General features: G+C 63.9%; 15 protein-coding genes. 3 read left to right on the top strand and 12 right to left on the bottom strand.

Annotated features, from left to right (window positions below):
• Positions 1–54: 54 nt before the first annotated feature.
• From holA to ACFSNN_RS03420, 7 genes are all read right to left on the bottom strand, one after another.
• Positions 55–1,173 carry a DNA polymerase III subunit delta gene (gene holA / locus ACFSNN_RS03450; protein ID WP_134457817.1) on the bottom strand — a complete coding sequence of 373 codons (1,119 nt, stop codon included), beginning with the start codon at positions 1,171–1,173 and terminating at the stop codon, positions 55–57.
• A 54-nt stretch (positions 1,174–1,227) separates the two neighbouring features.
• The gene (locus ACFSNN_RS03445) at positions 1,228–1,779 is read right to left on the bottom strand and encodes an LPS-assembly lipoprotein LptE (RefSeq protein WP_012434334.1); all 552 of its coding nucleotides are present in this window, start codon (positions 1,777–1,779) and stop codon (positions 1,228–1,230) included.
• Positions 1,780–1,870: 91 nt separating this feature from the next.
• Complete coding sequence (leuS, locus tag ACFSNN_RS03440) at positions 1,871–4,462, bottom strand: leucine--tRNA ligase (protein WP_134457816.1); 2,592 nt, start codon at positions 4,460–4,462, stop codon at positions 1,871–1,873.
• A gap of 353 nt (positions 4,463–4,815) precedes the next feature.
• The gene (locus ACFSNN_RS03435) at positions 4,816–5,247 is read right to left on the bottom strand and encodes an ExbD/TolR family protein (RefSeq protein WP_134457815.1); all 432 of its coding nucleotides are present in this window, start codon (positions 5,245–5,247) and stop codon (positions 4,816–4,818) included.
• A gap of 25 nt (positions 5,248–5,272) precedes the next feature.
• The gene (locus ACFSNN_RS03430) at positions 5,273–5,989 is read right to left on the bottom strand and encodes a MotA/TolQ/ExbB proton channel family protein (protein ID WP_134457814.1); all 717 of its coding nucleotides are present in this window, start codon (positions 5,987–5,989) and stop codon (positions 5,273–5,275) included.
• Positions 5,990–6,066: 77 nt separating this feature from the next.
• Positions 6,067–6,864, bottom strand: a complete 798-nt coding sequence (gene dapB, locus ACFSNN_RS03425) for a 4-hydroxy-tetrahydrodipicolinate reductase (protein ID WP_134457813.1) — start codon at positions 6,862–6,864, stop codon at positions 6,067–6,069.
• A 165-nt stretch (positions 6,865–7,029) separates the two neighbouring features.
• Entirely contained in the window at positions 7,030–7,860 is an 831-nt protein-coding gene (locus ACFSNN_RS03420) for an outer membrane protein assembly factor BamE (RefSeq protein WP_134457812.1), read from the bottom strand.
• A gap of 158 nt (positions 7,861–8,018) precedes the next feature.
• On the opposite strand from ACFSNN_RS03420, the gene fur reads away from it, so the two are divergent.
• Entirely contained in the window at positions 8,019–8,447 is a 429-nt protein-coding gene (gene fur, locus ACFSNN_RS03415; RefSeq protein WP_012434340.1) for a ferric iron uptake transcriptional regulator, read from the top strand.
• Positions 8,448–8,564: 117 nt separating this feature from the next.
• Here the strand turns inward: fur and ACFSNN_RS03410 are convergent, their stop codons facing one another.
• The 3 genes from ACFSNN_RS03410 to ACFSNN_RS03400 all read right to left on the bottom strand — a co-directional run bounded on the left by ACFSNN_RS03410 (position 8,565) and on the right by ACFSNN_RS03400 (position 11,542).
• On the bottom strand, positions 8,565–9,077 hold the full coding sequence (locus tag ACFSNN_RS03410; protein ID WP_134457811.1) for an ureidoglycolate lyase: 513 nt from the start codon (positions 9,075–9,077) through the stop codon (positions 8,565–8,567).
• A 13-nt stretch (positions 9,078–9,090) separates the two neighbouring features.
• Complete coding sequence (gene alc / locus ACFSNN_RS03405) at positions 9,091–10,101, bottom strand: allantoicase (protein WP_134457810.1); 1,011 nt, start codon at positions 10,099–10,101, stop codon at positions 9,091–9,093.
• Between the two features lie 115 nt (positions 10,102–10,216).
• Positions 10,217–11,542 carry a C4-dicarboxylate transporter DctA gene (locus ACFSNN_RS03400; protein ID WP_134457809.1) on the bottom strand — a complete coding sequence of 442 codons (1,326 nt, stop codon included), beginning with the start codon at positions 11,540–11,542 and terminating at the stop codon, positions 10,217–10,219.
• Positions 11,543–11,771: 229 nt separating this feature from the next.
• On the opposite strand from ACFSNN_RS03400, the gene ACFSNN_RS03395 reads away from it, so the two are divergent.
• Positions 11,772–12,488, top strand: coding sequence for a FadR/GntR family transcriptional regulator (locus ACFSNN_RS03395; protein WP_134457808.1), 717 nt, complete (start codon positions 11,772–11,774; stop codon positions 12,486–12,488).
• A 118-nt stretch (positions 12,489–12,606) separates the two neighbouring features.
• Here the strand turns inward: ACFSNN_RS03395 and gap are convergent, their stop codons facing one another.
• Positions 12,607–13,617: a type I glyceraldehyde-3-phosphate dehydrogenase gene (gene gap, locus ACFSNN_RS03390; protein ID WP_012434345.1), complete on the bottom strand. Its 1,011-nt coding sequence runs from the start codon at positions 13,615–13,617 to the stop codon at positions 12,607–12,609.
• A gap of 95 nt (positions 13,618–13,712) precedes the next feature.
• The gene (tkt, locus tag ACFSNN_RS03385; RefSeq protein WP_134457807.1) at positions 13,713–15,734 is read right to left on the bottom strand and encodes a transketolase; all 2,022 of its coding nucleotides are present in this window, start codon (positions 15,732–15,734) and stop codon (positions 13,713–13,715) included.
• A 278-nt stretch (positions 15,735–16,012) separates the two neighbouring features.
• Between tkt and speE the strand changes: the two genes are divergently transcribed.
• Complete coding sequence (gene speE, locus ACFSNN_RS03380; RefSeq protein ID WP_134457806.1) at positions 16,013–16,885, top strand: polyamine aminopropyltransferase; 873 nt, start codon at positions 16,013–16,015, stop codon at positions 16,883–16,885.
• Positions 16,886–16,892 lie beyond the last annotated feature (7 nt).

Here is a 16,892-nt window from a genome sequence, read left to right as displayed (position 1 = left end):
GCGTCAGCGGCGCCGCGCTCTCCGCGCGGGCATTCGGGCGCTAGCCGCTATAGTTCAGACAGGCCTTCGCGCCGGCGAAGCTGCCGAGCTTCGAGGTCGCGGCGGCGGCACGGGCGCCGTCTTCGGCGAAGCCACCGTCATGGCGAGTTCAAACAAACCGTCCCACGGATCAGGCGGCGGATCGTTGCGATGATTGCCCGGCGTACCGCCCGACAACCCCTTCACCTGACGATCCAACCGCGCCGCCAGCGCAAGCGCCTTTTCCAGCGCGCCTTCGCTCACGCGCGACAACGCCGGGCCGATCAGCCGCTCACGCGGACCCCACACGCGGTTCTCGCGCACCAGCATTGCAAGCGGCTTGCCGGCCGCGACGCCGCGCTTGATCCGCAGCAGCGTGCGCACTTCTTCGACCACGGCCCACAGGACCAGCACCGCCGCCTCGCCTTCGCCACGCAAGCCGTCGAGCATGCGCGACAAGCGGCCGACATCGCCCGTCAGCATCGCTTCGTTCAGCTTGAAAACATCGTAACGGGCGACGTTGAGGACGGCGTCCTGAACCTGTTCGAAGCTCAACGAACCCGCCGGATACAGCAGCCCGAGCTTCTGGATTTCCTGATGCGCGGCGAGCAGATTGCCTTCCACGCGCTCGGCGATGAACGCCAGCGCGCGCCGCCCTTCTTCTCCCGCGGCAACTCGCTGACCCTGCGCGGCAAGCCGTTGGCCGACCCAGTTCGGCAGTTGCGCGCGCTCGACCGGGTCGATCTTCAACGCGACGCCCGCGTCGGACAAAGCCGTGAACCACGCCGACTTCTGCGTGGCCGCGTCGAGCCGCGGCAGCGTGATCATGGTGAGCACGTCGTCATTGACGGCAGCGGCGAGCGCCTTCAGCGCGTCGGCGCCTTCCTTGCCGGGCTTGCCCGACGGAATGCGCAGCTCGACCAGTTGGCGGTCGCCAAACAGCGACATCGACTGGCTCGCGCCGAGCAGCGAACTCCAGTCGAAACCGCGCTCCACCGTGAACACGGAACGATCGGTAAAGCCGGCCGCGCGCGCCGTGGCGCGAATACGGTCGCACGCTTCCTGCGCGAGCAGATGCTCGTCGCCGTACACGACGTACAGTCCGGCGAGTCCCTTGGCGAGATGCGCTTCGAGCGCGTCAAGTCGCAGTTGCATGGCTACCGATCGGCGAGGTTGAACAGGTGCGGCACGTTGAACGAAGCGCGACGCTCACAGCGGCGGCGGCGGCAACGGAGCGCGCGGCGCGACCGACGGCACTTCCTCGCCCGGCGCCGGATGCATCGAACGCACGACGGCCAGACGGCGCGTGAGCTGGTCGATCGCGTCTCTTTCCATGTCGTCGAAGAGAATGTTGCTTTCGGAGGCTTTCGCTTGCGAGAACTGATCGCTATAGGTCATCGCGCGGTTCAACGCGATCACGCTCGGCGGAATCAGCAGCGTGCCGTCCTTGGCCGTCAGCGAATAGTTCATGTTGAGATTCAATTGATACTCTTCGACCACGCCCAGCGAGTTCAGCGTCAGCGTGCCGATGCCGCGGCCTTCGGTGATCTGCAACGTGGCGTCGGCATTCGCGATCGACGTGACCACCACCGTGTCGCTGCCGCCTTCCACGATACGCGCGAGACGCGCGCCCGCCGCCGCGGAACCACCCGAGATATAGAGGCGTTTGAATGCGTAGTTCTGCTGGCCGCGCAACTGGAAGCCGCAAGCGGTCAACATCAATACGCTGCAAGCCAGCGTCAAAAACGATCTGCGAGTCACATTGGCTCCTGGTTCGCAGTAGATTCCGCGGCGCGGACAAGCGCCGCCATGCGCGGCGGCGTCCTGCCGGCTGTCATGTCTTCGTCAGTGCTCACACGACCACGTTCACGAGGCGACCCGGCACCACGACGATCTTCTTCGGCGCCTTGCCTTCGCTGAACTTCGCGACCATCTCATGCGCGGCCGCGATCTGTTCGATCGCTTCGCGCGAGGCTTCTTTCGCCACCGTGATCGCGCCGCGCACCTTGCCGTTTACCTGCAGCACGAGTTCGATTTCGGACTGCTCCAGCGCTTTCTCGTCGACCTTTGGCCACGGCGCGTCGAGCAGCGAGCCGAGTTCGTCGGCGTAACCGAGTTCCTGCCACAACTGGAACGTGAGATGCGGCACGACCGGATACAGCACGCGCAGCAACACGCTGTGGGTTTCGCGCAGCACTGCTGGCCGCGCGCCCTTCGCGCTGTCGAGCGCGTTGAGCATCTTCATGGCCGCCGACACCACCGTGTTGTACTGGAGACGCTGGTAGTCGAAATCAGCCTGCTTCAGCACGCTGTAGATTTCGCGGCGCAGCGTCTTCTCGACGTCGCTAAGTTGCGCGGCGTCGAATGTACCGCCTTCGCGCAACGCGGCTTCGTTCGCCTGGCTGAAGCTCCACACGCGGCGCAGGAAACGGCTCGCGCCTTCCACGCCCGAGCCGGACCATTCGAGCGACTGCTCGGGCGGTGCGGCGAACATCACGAACAGACGCGCGGTGTCCGCGCCGTGCTGATCGATCAGCAATTGCGGATCGACGCCGTTGTTCTTCGACTTCGACATCTTCTCGACGCCGCCGAGCACCACCGGCTGACCATCTTCGTTCAGAACGGCGCCGACCGGGCGGCCTTTATCGTCGAACGAAACGGTCACGTCGGACGGGTTGTACCAGGTCTTCTTGCCCGCTTCGTTTTCGCGGTAGTACGTTTCGTTAAGCACCATGCCCTGCGTGAGCAGGTTTTTCGCCGGCTCGCCGAAGTTGACGAGGCCCATGTCGCGCATCACCTTCGCCCAGAAGCGCGAGTACAAGAGGTGCAGAATCGCGTGCTCGATCCCGCCGATGTACTGGTCCATCGGCGCCCAATAGTCGGTGCGCTCGTCGACCATGGTCTTCGCATCCGGCGACGCATAGCGGTAGAAGTACCAAGACGAATCGACGAAAGTGTCCATCGTGTCGGTTTCGCGTTTGGCCGCGCCGCCGCAGGTCGGGCAGGTGCAGTTCACGAACGCTTCGGACTTGGCGAGCGGATTGCCCGTGCCGTCCGGCACGAGGTCTTCCGGCAGCACCACCGGCAGATCTTTCTCCGGCACCGGCACGTCGCCGCAAGTCGGGCAGTGGATGATCGGAATCGGCGTGCCCCAGTAACGCTGGCGCGACACGCCCCAGTCACGCAGACGCCACGTGATCTGCTTGTCGCCGAGGCCGAGTTCCTTCAGGTCCGCGGCGATCTGGTCCACCGCTGCTTCATAGCCAAGGCCGTTGTATTTGCCGCTGTTGATCAGCGTGCCGGTCTTGTCGCCGTACCATTCTTGCCAGGCATCGGTGGAGTATTCCTTGCCTTCAACCGCGACCACCTGCTTGATCGGCAGATCATATTTCTTCACGAACGCAAAGTCGCGCTCGTCGTGCGCCGGCACGCCCATCACGGCGCCTTCGCCGTAGCTCATCAGCACGTAGTTGCCGATCCACACTTCGACCTGTTCCTGCGTCAGCGGATGCGTGACGGTGAAGCCGGTCGCCATGCCCTTCTTTTCCATGGTCGCGACGTCGGCTTCAGCGACGCCGCCGCGCTTGCATTCCTCGATGAAGGCCTGCAGTTCCGGCTTGTCTTTCGCGAGGCGCGTGGCGAGCGGATGCTCGGCGGCGATCGCGCAGAACGTGACGCCCATGATCGTGTCGGCGCGCGTAGTGAACACGCGCAGCAGCTTCTGTTCGCCGTCGATCTCGTACGGGAAGCCGAAGTTCACCCCGAAGCTCTTGCCGATCCAGTTCTGCTGCATGATCTTGACGCGCTCGGGCCAGCCGAGGCCTTCGAGGTCGTTCAGCAGTTCGTCCGCGTACTGCGTGATACGCATGTAGTACATCGGGATTTCGCGCTTTTCGACGAGCGCGCCCGAACGCCAGCCGCGCCCGTCGATCACCTGCTCGTTGGCGAGCACGGTCTGATCGACCGGATCCCAGTTGACGGTGCCGGTTTTCTTGTACGCGATGCCCTTTTCCAGCATCTTCAGGAACAGCCACTGGTTCCACTTGTAGTAGTCCGGGCTGCACGTGGCGACTTCGCGCGACCAGTCGATCGCGAGGCCCATGGACTGCATCTGCTTCTTCATGTAAGCGATGTTGTCGTAGGTCCACTTGGCCGGCGGCACGTTGTTGGCCATCGCGGCGTTTTCCGCCGGCATGCCGAACGCGTCCCAACCCATCGGCATCAGCACGTTGTAGCCGTTCATCCGCAGATAGCGGTACATCACGTCGTTGATCGTGTAGTTGCGCACGTGGCCCATGTGCAGCTTGCCCGACGGGTACGGCAGCATCGAGACGCAATAGAACTTGGGCTTGTCGGTGGTTTCCGTCGACTTGTACGCGTCGATGGCGCGCCATTGCCCTTGCGCGGCGGATTCGACGTCGGAGGGAACGTATTTTTCGTGCATGGTGTGATGGAGTCGCTGGGTCGGTGCTTTCGCACCGGCCGCTTTGGTGCTCTGCTGGATGAAATGGCGTCGTTTCCCCGTCGGCTGGGGAAAGGGCTGATTATACCGTCCGCGGACGGGTCCGCCGCGCGGCGTGCTGCATGCGACGGCTCGGCTCGGCTCGGCTCGGCTCGGCTCGGCTCGGCTCGGCTCGGCTCGGCTCGGCTCGGCTCGGCTCGGCTCGGCTCGGCTCGGCTCGGCTCGGCTCGGCTCGGCTCGGCAAGTATTTGCGGCGCGCGGTGCGAAAGCAACTCGCACGCGCCCCGGAAGCGCAACGGCCACACTAGCCGCCACCTTCGAAGATTCCGGCGTTGCTACGGCTTCGCAGCCGGCGGAGGCGGATCCGTCACGAAACCGATCCGCTCTAGACCGGCCTGCTGCGCCGCGCCCATCACCTGCGCGATCACCTCGTAGCGCGTGGAGCGCTCGGCGCGCAGTTGGATCTCCGGCTGATCGCTCTCTTTGCCCGCTTGCGCGAAACGCGCGCGCATCTGCTCGAGCGTGATCACGCTGCCGTCCCAGTAGAGCTTGCCGGTGGCGTCGATGGAAAGGGAAATGGTTTGCGGCGTCTGACGCGCGGGCGCGGCCGCGACTTTCGGCAAATCGAGCCGGATCGCGTGCGTGAATAAAGGCGCGGTAATGATAAAAATCACCAGCAGCACCAGCATGACGTCGATCAGCGGCGTCATGTTGATCTCGGCCATGGGCGCGGCCGTCTGTTTTTTCTCGAGTCCGCCGAATGCCATATCGCCTCCTTCCGCCCGAGCGCGCTTAGTGGGTCGGGGCCTGCTGGGCCCGCGACGGCGTCTGCGTATGGCCTTGCTCCGCCGGCGCGCACACGTAGGCGTGCAGGTCGTGCGCGAAGCCGTCGAGTTCCTCCGACAACTGCCGCACCACCCGCCCGAGCACGTTGTAGGCAAGCACGGCCGGAATCGCGACCACGAGGCCGAAGGCGGTCATGATGAGCGCTTCGCCGACCGGCCCCGCGACGTTTTCGATCTGCGCCTGACCGCTCGCCGCGATGCTGCCGAGCGCGTGATAAATGCCCCACACGGTGCCGAGCAGACCGACGAACGGCGCCGTGCTGCCCACCGACGCCAGCAGCACCTGGCCGAATTCGAGCCGCCGCTGCGACGCGCTGAGCGCCTGACGCAGCGCCCGCAGCACCCGCTCGCCGCGTTCGACACGAGCGAGCAGCGCGCCTGGAATATCCACTTCAGACGCATGCAGCGCCGCTTCGGCCAGCGGCGTGAAGACGCGCTCGCGGTCCGCGCGCTTTAACGCCGCGACGCCTTCGGACAGCGTGGGCGCCTGCCAGAACAGCGCAATAGCGCGCGTAGCCTGGCGCCTCGCGCGCGTAAGAACCCAGCTTTTGACGATCAGAAAGCACCAGCTCGCAATCGACATGGCCAGCAGCACATACGCGACGCCATGCGTGATGGCATCGCTGGTTTGCATGTAATGGATGATGCCGCTGCTGCCTGCCATCTGACCTCGCCGTGGAGTTGTGATTTCAGGGACGCGAACACAGGGCGCGATGCCCCTTCGGTTCGCTCAGGACACGCTCAACGCAGGCCGAGAACGTCCTGCATGTCGAAGAGCCCGGTTGCGTGGCCTTCGAGGAAACGCACAGCGCGAAGCGCGCCTTGCGCGTACGACAGACGGCTCGCCGATTTGTGCGTGATTTCGATGCGCTCGCCGATGCCCGCGAACAGCACCGTATGGTCGCCGACAATGTCGCCACCGCGAATCGCCGAAAAACCGATCGTGGACGGGTCGCGTTCGCCGGTCACGCCTTCGCGGCTGTAGACCGCGCAGTCGTCGAGATTGCGGCCGAGCGCGTTGGCGATCACCTCGCCCATGACCAGCGCCGTGCCGGACGGCGCGTCGACCTTGTGACGATGATGCGCCTCGATGATTTCAATGTCGTAGCCGGTCGCGAAATGCTTGGCTGCGAATTCGAGCAGCTTCAGCGTGACATTCACGCCGACGCTCATGTTCGCCGAGAACATGATGGCGATCCTGTCCGCCGCGGCGCGCAGTTGCGCCTTCTGCTCGTTGTCGAAGCCGGTCGTGCCGATCACCATTTTGACGTTGTGACGCTGCGCCGCTTCGAGATGCATCAGCGTGCCTTCGGGGCGCGTGAAGTCGATCAGGTAATCGGATTCGGCGAACACCCGCTCGACGTCGTCGGTCAGCACGACGCCCGTCTGTTTGCCCAGAAATGCGCCGGCGTCCTGACCGAGTTGCGGGGAGCCCGCGCGGTCGAGCGCGCCGGACAACGTGGCGTCAGAATCGTTGAGGACTGTTTCGATGAGCATGCGGCCCATACGGCCCGATGCGCCAGCAATGGCAATTTTCATGGCTACGAGGGTTCGAAAGGCACAGCCCGGCAAAGGCGGGCAAAAGCGGCGGCGGGCAGCACACCCGGGCGCCGCGCATGACTGAAAAAACGAAGAACCGGACGGACGCTTTGCACGGTGCGGTTGCCCGCGCGCAGCGCCCGTCTTAACACACGGACAGCGAGATTAGCCGCCCGTTCCCGAAGCCGGAGTCGAGGTCAGCGGCGCGTTGTACGTCGGGCCGCCGTTGCTGCTCTGCGGGCCCGTCGGTCCAACCGGATTGCTGTTGTCCGTACCCGGATTTTGCGGCGGCGGCGGACGGTGGAACTGGAACTGCGGCTGACCCGCGGCGGTCGGGCCCTGTTGCGGGATGCCGCCGCCGTTGGCGGTCGGCGCGCTCGGCACGCTCGGACGCGCATTGGGCGACAACTGCACGGCATTGGTCGCACGATTGGCGGCTTGCGCGGCTTCGGCGTTGGCGTCCGTGGACGGCACGCCCGCTGCGGCAGCACCGGCAACGGCCGGCGAACGCGTGGTGTCCGGCGTAGCCGGCGCGGCAACAGCCTCCGGCGCGCTTGCAGCGCTCGCGCCACTTGCCACGGCCGCTGCGGCCTTCTTCTTGCCCAGCTTGTCGCCGTCGATTTCAGCCAGCAACTCGAGGTTGGACGGCAGATCGTCGCCACCCGACCAGCTGGCGACGCGGTCGCCCGCGAACATGACTACAAAGTCGCGCTGCTGCACGACGCTAGTCGAGCCGCGCTTGAAATAGAACACGTAGTCCCAGCGATCCGCGTGGAACATGTCGGTCAGGAGCGGCGTGCCGAGCAGTTGTTTGACCTGCGCGCGGGACAAGCCGACCTGCATCTGTGCAGCCGCTTCTTTCGAGACGAAATTGCCTTGCACCACGGTAATGCGGTACGGCGTGATGCTTTGGGCAATACGCTGTGTCAGGCTGTCGTAAGTGGAACATCCGGCAAGAACCGCGACAGTCGCAACAGCGATCAAGGTACCCCGCATGCGGCTCCCCCGGTAGATCAATTGAGATTTTGAAATCATTTCACTCACCGTGCGGGCCCGCTGACGAGCCGCGCGAGTTTCATTCCATCGAAGATGACCAGAACGGCAAAAACACATTACTATGAGAGCCCAGCATTGTACTCTAGGGATCCCTTGTCATGACCAATCCAACCGATCTCAAGAATATCGGGCTCAAGGCGACCCTTCCGCGCCTCAAAATCCTTGAGATTTTCCAGCACAGCCCGGTGCGCCACCTGACGGCCGAAGACGTGTATCGCAACCTGCTGCACGAAGAACTCGATATCGGTCTTGCAACCGTGTATCGCGTGCTGACGCAATTCGAGCAGGCCGGCCTGCTCTCGCGCAGCAATTTCGAGTCGGGTAAGGCGGTGTTCGAACTGAACGAAGGGTCGCACCACGACCACCTCGTGTGCCTCGATTGCGGGCTCGTCGAAGAATTTTTCGACTCGGAGATCGAGAGCCGTCAGCAGTCCATCGCGAAAGAACGCGGCTTCAAGCTGCAGGAACACGCTTTGGCGCTGTATGGCGCCTGCACCAAGGAAAACTGCCCGCATCGCAAGCATTGACGCGGTGTCGGCCGCGCTGGGGTGCGCGGTCAGGCGGGCAAAAAAAGACCCGGCCGATGCGAATCGGCCGGGTCTTTTTGCATTCGCGGCGGTGTTTTTTGGGGAGCGGTTGCGATCCTATTCCACCAGTTCGGCGCTGGCTTCGAACGTGAGCCGCCACGGCTCCGCCAATGACAATTCGTCGCAATTGGGCTGCTCGCCGCCACGATCGACCACCACGAAATCGCTCACCCGATTGAGCGCGAGCAACGGGTGATGCCAGACGCCTTTCGCGTAGTTCACGCCCTGCCAGGCGTCGGTCCAGAAGGCGCGCATCCGCGCCGGATCGAACTCGCCGGGCGGCGCGACGACCACCAGATAACGCCCCGCAGTTAAGGGAATGAAAGCCTGGCTGCCGAGCGGATGACGCTCCATCATCGTGATCTCGACCGGCAGTGCGCGCGGTTGCGCGCGAAACAGGTTGATCAGCGGCCGGCCGCCGTTCTCCGTCACGTCGACGCTCGCCAGGTCGTGATAGCGCTCGGTCGTGCCGCCGTTGATGGCGAAATGCCGCGCGCCGTCCAGTTCGATCACATCGCCGAACGGCGCGAAGGCCGCGCGCGTGAGGCGTTCCATCTGCAATGTCTTCATCGACGCCACTCCGCTATGCGATTTCGCCCCACAGGCGCAGGCGCGACACGCCGCCGTCAGGAAAGATGTTGAAACGAACATGCGTGACCGGGCCCAGCGCAGCAAGGTTGTCCGCGAAGGTGTGAACGTGGTCCATCTGCAGTTTCTGTTCGCCGAGCAGCACCGGCCAGAACATCGCTTGCGTGATGAGCGAATCGTCCGTGCCGCCCGTCACCGACGCGGCTTGCAGCGAACAGCGGTCCGGGAAGTTGCCCTTGAAGTGCGCCGTATCCACTTCGATCTTGCGGATCACGCCCGGCCGGGCCAACGCGACGATCGCCCAGTCGTTGCCCGGCTCGCGACGGCGCCGGGTTTCCCAGCCGTCGCCCATGTTGACGCCGCGGCCCGGCATCAGCATCTGCGAGGCCGGCCCGAAGTGCTGGTTGTTCGCCGCGACCAGATACGCGCCGTTCTCGATCGCCGCCAGATCCAGCAGCGTGCCGCGCTCCACGCGCTCCCAATCGCGCTTGGGCTGTCCGTACACGCGCAAGCGCGCGAGGCCGCCGTCCGGATACAGATTCACGCGCAAATGCGTGAAAGCGCGCGCGTCGCTCACGTCGACGTAGTGGTGCTGGTTGCCCTGCAGCGTGGTGGCCGGCACGAGGGTTTGCCAGTCGGCGTTATCGGGCGGTGCGTCGCCGTCCGTGTAGCAGGCGTCGATCGACGCCGCCGGTGGAAAGTTGCCGGTGAAGTGGCTCGTGTCGAGATCCACGCCATGCACGACGCCCGGGTGCGCGAGACGGATCACGCAGTAGTCGTGGCCGGTGGTGCGCTTGCGGCGGGTTTCCCAGCCGTCCATCCACTTGCCGTGGTCGTCATATTTGCCGGGGATGAACACCGCCGGCTGCGGCTCCAGCATGCGTTCTTTCGGCGCGAAGAATTCGTCGCTGGCGAAGAGCGCCTTCGCGCCCAGACGCGGGTCGGCGAGGTTCATGTAGCGGCGCGTGAAAGCGGGAGCGTTGGGGTCGAGGATCGGATTAGCCATAGTCTCTAGTCTCGGTCAGGCAGCGAAAAAATGATGGAGAGCCGGCACGCTTCGAATCTGCCGGCGCTGGAAGCGCGCTGCAATGGCGCGCGGTTTCTATTGAGGTTTCTCAGGTTCAGACAGCCGGAGCGTGCTCGCCGGCGGCAGCGGGTTCAGCATCTTCACCGGCCGGCACGTAACGCAACGCCGCGTCACGATTCAACACGCGGTGGGCGCGCGCCCGGTCGATATCGTTTTCCCACACGGCGACCACCACCGTCGCCACGCAGTTGCCAATCAGATTGGTCAGCGCGCGGGCAATGCCGACGAACCAGTCGACCGGCAGAATCAGCACGAGGCCGAGCACGGGAATCGCCGGAATCGCGGACAACGTGGCAGCCAGAATCACGATCGCCGAGCCGGGAATGCCGTGCGCGCCCTTTGACGTCACCAGCGACACCAGCACCACCACGATCAGGTCATGAATCGACAACGGCGTGTTGGTGGCCTGCGCAATGAAAATGACGGCCAGCGTGAGATAGATGGAGAAGCCGTCGAGGTTGAACGAGTAGCCAGTCGGGATAACGAGCCCGACGGTCGAATCCTTGACGCCCATCCATTCGAGCTTGCGCATGATCTGCGGCAGCACGGCGTCCGACGAAGCGGTGCCGAGCACGATCGACAGTTCTTCGCGCAGATAGCGAATCAGCTTGAAAATGCTGAAGCCGGCGAGCCGCATGACGACGCCCAGCACGACGGCCACGAACACGAAACAGCTCAGATAGAACACCAGCACCAGCATGCCGAGTTGCTTGAGCGACTCGACGCCGTACGTGCCGGTGGTGAACGCGATCGCGCCGAGCACGCCGAGCGGCGCGAGCTTGATGATGAAGCCCATCACGCGGAAAAACACTTGCGACAGTTCGTCGATCAGGCTGCTCACGCGCTGCGCCTTATTGCCGAGCAGCGACAGCGCCGAGCCGAACAGCACCGAAAACACGAGGATTTGCAGAATGTCGCCGGTGGCGAACGCGTTGATCGCCGTGTCGGGGATGATCTTCAGCAGAAAGCCGGCCGTGTCCTTGAGGCTCTTGGCGTGCTCGGTGTAGGTCGAGAGCGAGGCCGGATCCAGCGAGTGCAGATCGATGTTCATGCCGACGCCCGGACGCGTGACATACGCGAGGATCGCGCCGATCACGAGCGCGATCGTCGTCATCACCTCGAAGTAGATCACGGCCTTCAGGCCAACGCGCCCTACCTTGCGCAAGTCGCCGGCATGCGCCATGCCGCTGACCACCACACAAAAGACGATGGGTCCGATCACCATCTTGATCAGCTTGAGAAAGCCGTCGCCGAGCGGACGCAGCGATTGGGCGAAATGCGGAAAAACGGCGCCGACCACAATGCCCGCCACCAGCGCTATGACGACCCGGCCAAACAGCGAATTGAAAAATTTCAACACGGCTTCCTCCTGGTTGCGATTTACATCTGTTCAGACTGGTCCGACCAGTACTGTTATCTCGAATAGTAGGAAGCCGATATACTGACGTCAAGGATTCATAGAACGGTGTTTACCCGCTGTTTTCGGAGCGGTTTCGGGTCGGATCAACGGCGACGCGCAGCAAGCCACACGAGCGTTCAGAGCACGTACTACAATGCTGGTCAGACCGCGCCACCACAGTGAGACAACGATGAAAAACGTCCCGCATACCGTTACCGATGCCGCCATCGCGACAATCCGCGAACGGATCGAAGCGGGCGCCTATCCCGTGGGCAGTTTGCTGCCGGCGCAGCGTCAACTCTCCGAAGAACTCGCGATCAGCCGCGCGTCGTTGCGTGAAGCGCTTTCGACGCTCGAGGCGCTCGGTTTGTTGGTGATCAGGCCGGGTAAGGGCGTGTACGTGGAAAGCTCGCAGGCCTCGGCCGTGCATCCGTGGCGCTTCGCGGAACAGTCGTCGCTGCCGGACACCTATCAGATGCGCTTCGCGCTGGAAGGCTTTATCGCGCGCATGGCGGCGCTTGCGGTGAGCGATTCCGACCTCGCCTGGTTCGAAGACAACATCACGGCCATGCAAACGGCGCTCGCCTGCGACGAACTCGACGAAGCCGCCCGCCTCGACTACGACTTCCACATGCGGATCGTCAACATTGCCGGCAACGCGGCGATCGAATCGATTCTGAGCAGCAGCGCGGAAATCATGAAGGAAAGCCAGCGCATGCCGTTCTACCGGCGCGAACTGGTGCTGTCCACGTACAACGAGCATCGCGTGATTCTGGATGCGCTCAAGGCGCGAGATTCCGCCGCGGCCGGCAAAGCCATCGAGACGCATATATCGAACGCTGCGCAGCGCGCCGGCGTCTATTTCCCGACGCCGCAAGCGCAGGCGCAGGTGCAACCGCAGGCGTAAGCGCAGGCGCGCAGGCACGGGCGAAAAAAAACCGCTCCGAAGAGCGGTTTTTCTTTGCCCAGCCACCGCCGGCCCGAAGCCGGCTTTGCTGGGCGTAATGCGCGCGAGGCGCAGTCGGTTACTTCGCGTTGGCCAGCGCCACAGCCGTGTCCAGCATGCGGTTCGAGAAGCCCCACTCGTTGTCGTACCAGCTCGACACCTTCACCAGACGGCCCGACACCTTGGTCAGCGTAGCGTCGAACGTCGACGAAGCCGGGTTGTGGTTGAAGTCGATCGACACCAGCGGCGCCTCGTTGTAGCCGAGAATGCCCTTCAGCGAGCCTTCCGACGCTTCCTTCATGATCGCGTTGACTTCTTCGACCGTGGTGTCGCGCGCGGCGATGAACGACAGATCGACCACCGACACGTTGATCGTCGGAACACGAATCGCGTAGCCGTCCAGCTTGCCGTTCAGTTCCGGCAGCACCAGGCCGACAGCCGAAGCCGCGCCGGTCTTGGTCGGAATCTGGCTGTGCGTGGCCGAGCGCGCGCGGCGCAGGTCTTCGTGATACACGTCCGTCAGAACCTGGTCGTTCGTGTACGCGTGGATCGTGGTCATCAGACCGTTCACCAGGCCGATCTTGTCGTTCAGCGGCTTGACGAGCGGTGCGAGGCAGTTCGTCGTGCACGATGCGTTCGAGATCACCGTGTCCGATGCCTTCAGCACGTTATGGTTCACGCCGTAGACGATCGTGGCGTCGACGTCTTTACCGCCCGGCGCCGAGATGATCACCTTCTTCGCGCCGCCCTTGATGTGCGCGCTGGCCTTTTCCTTGGTCGTGAAAAAGCCCGTGCATTCCAGCACGACGTCCACATTCAGCTCGCCCCACGGCAGTTCAGCCGGGTTGCGGTTAGCCAGCACGCGGATCTTGTCGCCGTTGACAACGAGGTAGTCGCCGTCTACCGACACTTCGCCCGGGAACTTGCCGTGCGCCGTGTCGTATTGGGTCAGGTGAGCGTTGGTCTTGGCATCGCCGAGATCGTTGATGGCGACGATTTCGATATCGTGCTTCTTGCCGTTTTCATAGAAGGCGCGCAGCGTGTTGCGGCCGATCCGGCCGTAGCCGTTGATTGCGACGCGAATCGTCATGGTCTATCTCCTGAGGGCTGAAAAAATACGTCCAGGTTCGTCTGACTGACAGCGTTGCCGCGCGTTCGCACGCCAGCGGCAACGCTTGTTCAGAATCAGCCGAGGGCGGCTTTTGCCGTCTCTACCACGTGCTCGACGGTGAAGCCGAAATGCTTGAACAGCACGCCCGCCGGGGCCGATTCGCCGAACGTGTCGATGCCGACCACGCCGCCTTCCAGACCCACGTACTTGCGCCAGAAATCCGTTACGCCCGCTTCGATCGCGACGCGGCGCACGCCATGCGGCAGCACGCGTTCACGGTACTCGGCGTCCTGCTTGTCGAACACGGTGGTCGACGGCATGGACACGACGCGCGCCGCGATGCCTTCGCGCGCCAGCGGCTCGACTGCGTTCAGCGCCAGTTCGACTTCCGAACCGGTGGCGATCAGGATGACCTTGCGCGCGACGATTTCGTCGTTCCAGTCGCGCAGCACGTAACCACCCTTCTCGATGTTGGCGATCTGCGCGTCCGTACGCTCCGAGAACGGCAGGTTCTGACGGCTGAAGATCAGGGCCGACGGGCCATGATGTTCGACCGCGTGGGTCCAGGCCACCGCGGTCTCAACGGTATCAGCCGGACGCCACACTTGCAGGTGCGGAATCAGACGCAGGCTGGCAACGTGTTCGATCGACTGGTGAGTCGGACCGTCTTCGCCGAGACCGATAGAGTCGTGCGTGAACACGAAGATCGACGGCGCTTTCATCAGCGCGGCCACGCGCAGCGCGTTGCGGCTGTAGTCCGAGAACGTCAGGAACGTGCCGCCGAACGCCTTGAAGCCGCCGTGCAGCGCGACGCCGTTGATCGCGGCGCTCATGCCGAATTCGCGTACGCCGTAGTTGACGTAGTTGCCGGCAGCCTGGCCTTCGGCGTTCACACGCACCGGCTTGGCGGCCTTCCAGTTGGTCAGGTTCGAACCGGTCAGGTCGGCGGAGCCGCCGAGCAGTTCCGGCAGCACGGCCGACAAAGCTTCGATAGCCTGCTGCGACGCCTTGCGAGTCGCGACGGTTTCAGCGCGTTCGTTCGCGCCGGCGATGATCGCCTTGGCCTTGTCTTTCCAGTCGGCGGGCAATTGCTTCGCGTCGCGGCGCTTGAATTCAGCAGCTTCCTGCGGGTACTTGGCTGCGTACGCGGCGAACGCCTTGTCCCAGTCGGACTCGTTGCGCGCGCCGGCTTCTTTCGCGTCCCACGCTGCGTAGACTTCCTGCGGGATCACGAACGGCTCCCACTTCCAGCCGATCTTTTCGCGCGTGGCCGCGACTTCCTTTTCGCCGAGCGCCGCGCCGTGCGAATCGTGGCTGCCGGCCTTGTTCGGCGAGCCTTCGCCGATCACCGTCTTGCAGCAGATCAGCGTGGGCTTGTCGGATTGCTTGGCTTGCTTGATGGCCGCGTCGACCGCTTCGACGTCGTGGCCGACCACGTTCGGGATCACGTTCCAGCCGTACGCTTCGAAGCGCTTGGGCGTGTCGTCGTGGAACCAGTGCACCACTTCGCCGTCGATCGAGATGCCGTTGTCGTCGTAGAACGCGATCAGCTTGTTCAGCTTCAGCACGCCCGCCAGCGAGCAGGCTTCGTGCGAGATGCCTTCCATCAGGCAGCCGTCGCCGACGAACACGTACGTGTGGTGGTCGACGATCTTCGCATCAGGCTTGTTGAATTCGGTGGCGAGCAGCGACTCGGCGAGCGCCATGCCGACCGCATTCGCCAGACCCTGGCCGAGCGGACCGGTGGTCGTCTCGACGCCCGGCGTAATGCCGTATTCCGGGTGGCCCGGCGTCTTGGAATGCATCTGACGGAAATTCTTCAGCTCGTCGATCGGCAGATCGTAGCCGGTCAGGTGCAGCAGCGAGTACAGCAGCATCGAGCCGTGACCGTTCGACAGCACGAAACGGTCGCGATCGGCCCATTGCGGGTTCTTCGGGTTGTGGCGCAGATGACGCGACCACAAAGCCACGCCGATTTCGGCCATGCCCATCGGCATGCCGGGGTGGCCGGAATTCGCTTTTTGAACGGCGTCCATGGACAACGCGCGGATTGCGTTGGCCATCAATGAGGTGGGTGCGGGAGACGGGGTCGTCATGTCGAGTCCGGAGACAGAGTCAGAAAGCGGTGCGCGCTTGAGGCCCGGATGCTCGAATGCCGGTTCACTTTGGCGCACGGTGCGGCGCCAGGAGACGCGAAACGGGCAGAGCAAACGGACAAGGCTGAAAGCGTGACATTCTAACAGAACGTTTCCCGCGCCCCGCTCCGAAAGCCGTCCGGCCATGTGGCTCGAAGCGCCCGCCGAACCGCGCCGCGCTGCGGCCTTTACAATTGCTCAATCTCGACCCACCGCGCTCCGGACGGAGCCCGCTATCCGTGAGCGCTCCACTGCTGTTTCAACCGAGTCCCGACGCCGTCTACGGATTTCCGCACGCGAAACGCCTCGCGCGTGTCGATTCGCCTTATCAGCGGATCGAGGTTTGGGACACACCGCAACTCGGCCGGCTTTTCACCCTCGACGGCCGCCCGATGACGTCCACCGGCGACGAATTCATCTACCACGAATGCATGGCGCATCCGGCCGCGTTGGCGCATCCGTCGCCGCAAGCGGCGCTCGTGCTGGGCGGCGGCGACGGCGGGGCCGCGCGGCAATTGCTGAAGCACGCGAATATCCGGCGGATTGTCGTGGCGGAGTTGGATGCGCAAGTCGTACGTCTGACGCGCGAGTACTTGCCCGAGGTGCACGGCGGCGCATTTGACGATCCACGCGTCGAACTGATAATCGGCGACGCCGCGCAATACGTCGAGGCAGCCGCGCCCGCGCAGTTCGATCTCGTCGTGTTCGACCTGACGCCGCCGGATTCACCCGCCGCCGGTCTTTACACGCAAACCTTCTACCAACGGCTCAAGCGGGTCATGAGGCCGATTGCCGCGGTCTCCGTGCATCTCGGCTCGCCGTATTTCCACGCCGAGCGCGTGGGGCGCCTGCTCGACGATCTGCGCGCGACCTTCGCCGTGGTCCGCACCATGAGCGCGTTCGTGCCGCTGTACGGCTCGCTCTGGATGATGGCCACCGCCAGCGACACGCTCGACCCCGCCGCTCTCAGCGTCAGTACGCTCACGGAGCGCATCGACGCGCGCGCAATCGGGGACCTGAAGCATTACGACGCGCTCATGCATGCCGGACTGTTCTCGGCATCGCCTGCAGTGCGCGATAAACTAAGTCAATTCTTAAAGCCAGCAAGCTAACGCGTGG

This window comes from Paraburkholderia dipogonis (genome assembly GCF_042680985.1).
GTDB classification, from domain to species: domain Bacteria; phylum Pseudomonadota; class Gammaproteobacteria; order Burkholderiales; family Burkholderiaceae; genus Paraburkholderia; species Paraburkholderia phytofirmans.
The sequence above is the reverse complement of the archived record's forward strand: the minus strand, read 5'-3'. Positions and strand labels throughout refer to the sequence as shown.

Coding starts and splice junctions, on each gene's coding strand:
- holA (WP_134457817.1), bottom strand. CDS start 1,173: ATGCAACTGCGACTTGACGCGCTCGAAGCGCATCTCGCCAAGGGACTC.
- leuS (WP_134457816.1), bottom strand. CDS start 4,462: ATGCACGAAAAATACGTTCCCTCCGACGTCGAATCCGCCGCGCAAGGG.
- ACFSNN_RS03435 (WP_134457815.1), bottom strand. CDS start 5,247: ATGGCATTCGGCGGACTCGAGAAAAAACAGACGGCCGCGCCCATGGCC.
- ACFSNN_RS03430 (WP_134457814.1), bottom strand. CDS start 5,989: ATGGCAGGCAGCAGCGGCATCATCCATTACATGCAAACCAGCGATGCC.
- dapB (WP_134457813.1), bottom strand. CDS start 6,864: ATGAAAATTGCCATTGCTGGCGCATCGGGCCGTATGGGCCGCATGCTC.
- ACFSNN_RS03420 (WP_134457812.1), bottom strand. CDS start 7,860: ATGCGGGGTACCTTGATCGCTGTTGCGACTGTCGCGGTTCTTGCCGGA.
- fur (WP_012434340.1), top strand. CDS start 8,019: ATGACCAATCCAACCGATCTCAAGAATATCGGGCTCAAGGCGACCCTT.
- ACFSNN_RS03410 (WP_134457811.1), bottom strand. CDS start 9,077: ATGAAGACATTGCAGATGGAACGCCTCACGCGCGCGGCCTTCGCGCCG.
- alc (WP_134457810.1), bottom strand. CDS start 10,101: ATGGCTAATCCGATCCTCGACCCCAACGCTCCCGCTTTCACGCGCCGC.
- ACFSNN_RS03395 (WP_134457808.1), top strand. CDS start 11,772: ATGAAAAACGTCCCGCATACCGTTACCGATGCCGCCATCGCGACAATC.
- gap (WP_012434345.1), bottom strand. CDS start 13,617: ATGACGATTCGCGTCGCAATCAACGGCTACGGCCGGATCGGCCGCAAC.
- tkt (WP_134457807.1), bottom strand. CDS start 15,734: ATGACGACCCCGTCTCCCGCACCCACCTCATTGATGGCCAACGCAATC.